Below are 6,903 nucleotides of genomic sequence, written 5' to 3' on the forward strand. Positions count from 1 at the left end.
GCCGCGCCGGGCGCGCATCGGCCCGGCACTGAGGCGCCGGAGGTCCCACGGGGGCCTCCGGCGCCTTCGCGTCCGCGGTCGGGATGTGCCCCGGTGACCGGATGCGCTGGTCAGGGCGCACGTGCAGAGGGGGCCGACGCGGCGGCGGACGGGCGGGCGCCCGCGGCGGGTCGGTGGAAGGGGTGACGGGTGCGTACGCCTCAGGTCGTACGCCGCGCGCCGGGGCAGCCGGAAAGCTGACACGGAGCGGAGCCGCTCGGCCGATGGCAGCGGCGGCGCGGATTCCTAGCGTTGATCACGGTCGTATCCGTCCACGAAGGAGTCGCCGTGACCAGCACGTTCACCAGCCCGTCCGGGGGAGCGCCCCATGCCGCGGCACCGCCGGCGGTCGCCGCCGCCGGGGTGTCCAAGGTGTACGGGTCGGGCGACGCGGCCGTGCGGGCGCTGCACGAGGTCAGCGTCGGGTTCGCGCGCGGCGCGTTCACCGCGATCATGGGCCCGTCCGGGTCCGGGAAGTCCACGCTGATGCACTGCCTGGCGGGGCTGGACACGGTCACCGCCGGGCGGATCGTGCTGGGCGACGCGGAGATCACCGGGATGGGCGACCGGCAGTTGACGATGCTGCGCCGCGAGCGCGTCGGGTTCGTCTTCCAGGCGTTCAACCTGCTGCCGACGCTCACCGCCGAGCAGAACATCCTGCTGCCGCTGGAACTGGCGGGCCGCAAGCCGGACCGGGCCTGGTTCGACCAGGTCGTGGACGTGGTGCGGCTGCGGGACCGGCTCGGGCACCGGCCGAGCGAGCTGTCCGGCGGCCAGCAGCAGCGCGTCGCGTGCGCGCGGGCGCTCGTCGCCCGCCCCGAGGTGATCTTCGCGGACGAGCCGACCGGCAACCTGGACTCGCGCGCGGGCGCGGAGGTGCTGGGGTTCCTGCGCGCCTCGGTCCGCGAGATGGGCCAGACCATCGTGATGGTCACGCACGACCCGGTGGCGGCGTCCTACGCCGACCGGGTGGTGTTCCTGCGCGACGGCGTGATCACGTCCGAGCTGCTGGAGCCGACGCCGGACGCGGTGCTGGACCGGCTGAAGAGCCTGGGGGCCTGACCCGATGCTGAGGACGACGCTGGCGGGCCTGCGGGCCCACAAGCTGCGCCTGCTGCTGACGGCGGTGGCCATCACCCTCGGCGTGGGCTTCATCTCCGGCACGTTCGTGCTGACCGACACGATGAACCAGGGCGTCGCGCGGACGTTCGCGCGGTCGGCCGACAAGGTCGACGTCGCGGTCCAGCCCGACGCGAGGACGGACACCGGCCCGAAGGACGAGCCCGGCATCCCGCTGGACGTCCTCGACCGCGTCAAGGCGGTGCCCGGCGTGACGCAGGCGCAGGGCACGGTGCGCGGCGACGCGGCGCTGGTCGGCAAGGACGGCAAGACCGTCGGCGACCTGCCGACCGTCGGGATCTCGGTGCCGTCCGGGAAGCTGCTGCGCTACGACGTCACCAAGGGCAGGACGCCGTCGGGCGCGTCCGAGGCGGTGCTGGGCAAGGACCTCGCGGACCGGTCCGGCTACAAGGTCGGCGACGCGGTCACGGTCCTGGACCACGCGAACCGCCCGCACCGCTTCACGGTCGTCGGGCTCGTCGACTTCGGCATCGACGAGGAGGCGGGCTACCGGGGCGGTGTCGGTTTCGACGCCGCGACCGCGCTCGCGATGACGGGCGTGAAGAAGTACCAGGAGATCGACGTCCTCGGCGGGACCAAGCCCGCGGTGAAGGCGGCGGTCGGCGACAAGTACGAGGTCTACACCGGCAAGGAGCTGGGGAAGCGGCTCGCCGATCAGGCGGGCGCCGACACCGAGATCATCCAGGCCGGCCTGCTGATCTTCGGGCTGGTCGCGATGCTGGTCTCGGCGCTGGTCATCTACAACACGTTCTCCATCCTGATCGCGCAGCGGATGCGGGAGATGGCGCTGCTGCGCTGCGTCGGCGCGACGCGCCGGCAGGTGTTCGGCGGGGTGGTCACCGAGGCGTTCGCCGTCGGGCTGGCGGGGTCGGTGCTCGGCATCATCGTCGGGGCCGGGCTCGGCGCCGGGGCGGTCGCCATCATGGCCCGGCTGACCGAGAAGGTGCGGATGGACGGGCTCGCCCTGTCCGCCCGGACGATCGCGATCGGTCTCGCGGTGGGCGTGGTGGTGACCGTCCTGTCCGCGCTGCTGCCGGCGCGGGCGGCGACGCGGGTCGCGCCCGTCGCGGCGCTGCGCTCGGAGACGGAGCCGGGCGGTGGCCGGTTCCGGCTCGGCCCGATCCGGACGGCGCTGGCCGTGCTGCTCGGCGCGGCGGGCCTCGGCCTCGGCGTCATGGGGTCGGTGACCATGGAGAAGGGGCAGACGGCGATGTACACGGTCGCGCTCGCGGGGGCCGTGTTCTTCCTCGCCGTGGTGACCGCGATGCCCGCCCTGGTGCGCCCGCTCGGACGCCTCGCCGGGGCCGTCCCGGCGCGGCTCGGCGGGGTGCCGGGACGGCTCGCGGTGGCGAACGCGCGCCGGTCCCCGCGCCGCACCGCCACCACGACGATCGCGCTGACCGTCGGCATCGGGCTGATGAGCCTGTTCGCCGTCGTCGCGGCCAGCAGCAAGGCGACGTCGGCGGAGAAGCTGGCCGAGCAGTACCCGGCCGAGTTCCAGGTGCAGACGCGGACCGGCGACGGCGGCGGCCGGGCGCCGCAGGGCCTCACCGAGGCGCTCCGGAAGCGGCCGGAGTTCTCCCACGTGTTCGAGTTGCTGGCCAAGGACGCCAAGGTCGACGGCAAGGAGACCAACGTCGCGAGCCTGACCGGGTCGGCGCTCGGGACGGTGCTGAAGCCGAAGCTCGTGCACGGGTCGGCGTCCGCGCTGGCCTCGGACGGCCTGAAGCCCGGGACCGGGATCGTGGAGCAGGGGGTCGCGAAGCGGCACGGCATGAGCGTCGGGCAGACCGTCCGGGTCCGGACGGCGCACGGCACCGCCCCGGTGCGGATCGCCGCGGTGTTCAGCACGCCGGCGACCACCCTAGGGGCGCTGATCGTCCCCGAGGCGGACTTCACCCGCTACTTCGCCGCGCCCGACGACTCGGCGATCTACATCAAGGACCGGGACGGGGTGCCCCCCGACGCCGCGCGCAAGGCCGTCGAGGTGGCGGCGCGCCCCTACCCGGCCGCGAAGGTGTACTCGTCCGCCGAGTTCGAGAAGAGCGTCAGCGACGCCATCGACATGATGCTGATGATCTTCGGTGGGCTGCTCGGGCTTGCGATCGTCATCGCGCTGTTCGGGATCGCCAACACGCTGACGCTGTCGGTAGTGGAGCGGACGCGGGAGTCGGCCCTGCTTCGCGCGCTCGGTCTCACCCGGCGGCAGCTGCGCCGGATGCTGTCGGTGGAGGCGCTGGTCATGGCCGTGATCGGGGCGGTCACCGGGGTCGTGCTCGGGGTGGCGTTCGGCTGGGCGGCCACCAACGCGATGGAGGACGGCGCGATCTTCTCGCTGCCCTACCTCCAGGTGGTCGGGTTCGTGCTGCTGGCTGGCGCGGCGGGGGTGCTCGCCGCGGTGATGCCGGCGCGCCGCGCGGCCAAGGCGTCGATCGTCGAGTCCCTCGCCCACGACTAGCCGCACCGGCGACCGGCCGCGCCGGCCGGTGGCGGAAGGGTGAGCACGGAGCGTGACGAGCGCCCGGATTCGGAGAGTCACCGAATCCGGGCGCGTCGCGTCACGGACACTCCCTTCGCCGCGCCGCGGGGACGGCGTTGCGGCGGGACGAAGGCTCCGCGGGGACCTCCCTAAAGGCGGTCGGGAAGGGTCCGGTCCCGGGCCGCCGGGCGGCCCCGCGGCGGCGTCACCTCGTCACCAGCGGTGCCCGATCCAGCCGCCGGCGCCGCTGTGGTTGTGCCGGTTGTGCACGTGGTTGCCGTTGCAGCCCGTCCCGGACTGGCTTCCGACGGAGACCGAGCCGCAGGTCACGCCGTAGCCGCCGACGATCAAGACGTTCGTCGTGTTGCCCACGGCGGTGTTGTGGTTGTAGGTGTCGGCGTTGGCCGGAACGGCGGCGAAGGCCGTCCCCGCGAGGGTCGCGACGACCGCGCCGGTCTTGAGGGCTGTCCTGATCAAAGTCTGCTCCATCTCGTCGGGGGCGGAGCGCCCTGGTCATTGCTGCCATTCACCTTGCGTGACGACGTCGTCACAATCATGGTTACGCCCCGGTTCCGGGCCGCCGCAAGGGTTCACGGTCCGTGACCCGCGAAGTGTGGCCCGGCCGCCGACGGAGGCGTTACGCCGGGTAGCCGGATCATCACCGATGTGTGATGGTGTTCGTGGCGCCCGTACCGTCAAGGCGTCACCGGAGCACCGGAAGACCCACCGGAACGCGCGCCCGGGACCCGCGGGTACGCTGGGCGCGCACGTCCGGTACCGACTGAGGACTGGAACGAACAGATGGACCCATTCACGCCTGACTCCGCCGCGCCCGGGGACGGGCCGGGGGCCGGGGAGACGCGGCCCGAGGACCGGCCCGCCCGGCTCGCCGTCGGCGTCGTCGGCGCGGGACGCGTCGGCACGGCGCTCGGTGCGGCGCTCGCCCGCGCCGGCCACCGCGTGGTCGCCGCCGCCGCGGTCTCCGACCGGTCCCGCGAGAGGGTGGAGGAGCGGCTGCCGGGTGCGGCCGTCGTCACCCCGCAGGACGCGGTGGCCGCCGCCGACCTGGTGCTGCTGACCGTCCCCGACGACGCGCTGCCGGAACTCGCCGCCGGCCTGGTCGCGGCGGGCGTCCCCGTCACCGGAAAGCTCGTCATGCACACCAGCGGGCGGTACGGGTCCGCCGTCCTGGACCCGCTGACCCGCGCCGGGGCGCTGCCGCTCGCGCTGCACCCGGTCATGACGTTCACCGGGCGCCCCGACGACGTCGACCGGCTGACCGGCATCTCGTTCGGCGTCACCGCGCCCGAACCGCTGCGCCCGGTCGCCGAGGCCCTCGTCGTCGAGATGGGCGGCGAGCCGGTGTGGATCACCGAGGAGCGCCGCCCGCTGTACCACGCGGCGCTCGCCGGCGGCGCGAACCACCTGGTCACGCTGGTCGTCGAGGCGATGGACCTGCTGCGCACCGCGGGCGTCGGCGAGCCCGGCCGGATGCTCGGCCCGCTGCTCGGCGCCTCCCTCGACAACGCGCTGCGGCTCGGCATCGACGGCCTGACCGGCCCGGTCGCGCGCGGCGACGCCGGGACGGTCGCCGACCACGTCGCCGAGCTCGGGAAGGTGTCGGCGGAGAGCCGCCGCGCCTACATCGCGCTGGCCCGCCTCACCGCCGACCGGGCGCTCGCCGCGGGGCTCCTCAAACCCGAGGCCGCCGAGCGCCTCCTCGAAGCGCTGGCCGACTGACGGCCGGGCCGCCACCGCATGCCGAGAACGCCGAGGACGCCGTGGCCGCCGGGCACCGGACCACCGGCGGCGAGCGACCGCCGGACCGAACAGCACTGACGAGCACCGAGCAGCACCGACGAGCACCGAGCAGGACCGACCAGGGAGGATCAGTGAGCGAGCCGGAGGACGCGTCGTGACGCCCGTCATCGCCGCGACGCGCGAGGAACTGGCCGCCGCCCGTGCCGACGCGAAGGGCGCGCTGGCGCTCGTCCCCACCATGGGGGCGCTGCACGAGGGGCACCGGTCGCTGATCCGCGAGGCGCGGCGCCGCGCGGACGCGGTGGCGGTCAGCATCTTCGTCAACCCGCTGCAGTTCGGCCCGAACGAGGACTTCGACCGCTATCCCCGGACGTTCGAGGCGGACCTTGAGGCGTGCGCGGCGGAGGGCGCGGACATCGTGTTCGCGCCGTCCCGCGAGGTCATGTACCCGGGCGAGCCCGAGGTCACGGTCAAGTCCGGCCCGATGGGCGAGCGGGTGGAGGGCGCCGCGCGCCCCGGCCACTTCGACGGAATGCTCACGGTCGTCCTGAAGTTGTTGAACCTGGTGCGTCCGGACGTGGCCGTCTTCGGGCAGAAGGACGCGCAGCAGCTCGCGATGATCCGCCGGATGGTCGCGGACCTGAACGTGCCGGTCGAGATCGTCGGCGCCCCGACGGTCCGCGAGCAGGACGGGCTGGCCCTGTCGAGCCGGAACCGGTACCTGTCCGAGGGCGACCGGCGCACCGCGCTCGCCCTGTCCAGGGCGCTGTACGCGGGCGTGGACGCGGCGGACGAGGGCCCGGACGCGGTGGTCGCCGCGGCGGGCGCCGTGCTGGACCAGGCGGCCGCCGCCGACCCGCCGCTCGAACTCGACTACCTCGTGCTCGTCGACCCGTCCACGTTCTTGCAGGTCACGACCGGTTACACCGGTCCGGCCGTGCTCGCCGTCGCGGGCCGCGTCGGCTCCACCCACCTGATCGACAACCTGCCCCTCCAGCTCGTCACCCCGAAGGAGCGCTGATGTTCCGGACGATGTTCAAGTCGAAGATCCACCGCGCCACCGTCACCCAGGCGGACCTGCACTACGTGGGCTCGCTCACCCTGGACCAGGACCTGATGGACGCCGCGGACCTGCTGCCCGGCGAGCAGGTGCACATCGTGGACATCGACAACGGCGCCCGCCTGGAGACCTACCTGATCGCGGGCGAGCGGGGTTCCGGCGTGATCGGGATCAACGGGGCGGCGGCCCGCCTGGTGCAGCCCGGCGACCTGGTGATCATCATCGCGTACGCGCAGATGACCGACGCCGAGGCGCGCGAGTTCGAGCCGCGCGTGGTGCACGTCGACCGCTCGAACGCCATCGTCTCCCTGGGGTCCGACCCGGCCGAGCCGGTCCCCGGCGGCGACGACGTGCGGGGCGACCTCGTGGCGCGCTGAGGACGCGGCGGCAGCGGACCAGGGCGGCCGCGCACCTCCCGGGAGGG

The 6,903-nt window shown here is 74.0% G+C and carries 6 protein-coding genes; 5 read left to right on the forward strand and 1 reads right to left on the reverse strand.

Translation table 11 applies throughout. The features are described 5' to 3' along the window. Positions 1-327: 327 nt before the first annotated feature. Positions 328-1,101: an ATP-binding cassette domain-containing protein gene (locus ABZ914_RS43485; RefSeq protein WP_190859498.1), complete on the forward strand. Its 774-nt coding sequence runs from the start codon at positions 328-330 to the stop codon at positions 1,099-1,101. Between the two features lie 4 nt (positions 1,102-1,105). Next, the gene (locus ABZ914_RS43490; RefSeq protein WP_500200611.1) at positions 1,106-3,637 is read left to right on the forward strand and encodes an ABC transporter permease; all 2,532 of its coding nucleotides are present in this window, start codon (positions 1,106-1,108) and stop codon (positions 3,635-3,637) included. A gap of 234 nt (positions 3,638-3,871) precedes the next feature. Here ABZ914_RS43490 and ABZ914_RS43495 read toward each other — a convergent pair whose 3' ends face one another. Further along, complete coding sequence (locus ABZ914_RS43495) at positions 3,872-4,135, reverse strand: hypothetical protein (protein WP_190859494.1); 264 nt, start codon at positions 4,133-4,135, stop codon at positions 3,872-3,874. Between the two features lie 324 nt (positions 4,136-4,459). Between ABZ914_RS43495 and ABZ914_RS43500 the strand changes: the two genes are divergently transcribed. The 3 genes from ABZ914_RS43500 to panD all read left to right on the forward strand — a co-directional run bounded on the left by ABZ914_RS43500 (position 4,460) and on the right by panD (position 6,856). Beyond that, complete coding sequence (locus ABZ914_RS43500) at positions 4,460-5,398, forward strand: Rossmann-like and DUF2520 domain-containing protein (RefSeq protein WP_500200612.1); 939 nt, start codon at positions 4,460-4,462, stop codon at positions 5,396-5,398. A gap of 175 nt (positions 5,399-5,573) precedes the next feature. Next, positions 5,574-6,440: a pantoate--beta-alanine ligase gene (panC, locus tag ABZ914_RS43505; protein ID WP_500200613.1), complete on the forward strand. Its 867-nt coding sequence runs from the start codon at positions 5,574-5,576 to the stop codon at positions 6,438-6,440. Continuing rightward, positions 6,440-6,856: an aspartate 1-decarboxylase gene (gene panD, locus ABZ914_RS43510; protein WP_190859488.1), complete on the forward strand. Its 417-nt coding sequence runs from the start codon at positions 6,440-6,442 to the stop codon at positions 6,854-6,856. Before panC ends, panD begins: the two co-directional genes overlap by 1 nt. Positions 6,857-6,903: the final 47 nt, after the last annotated feature.

Source organism: Spirillospora sp. NPDC046719 (assembly GCF_040645715.1).
Lineage (GTDB): Bacteria > Actinomycetota > Actinomycetes > Streptosporangiales > Streptosporangiaceae > Spirillospora.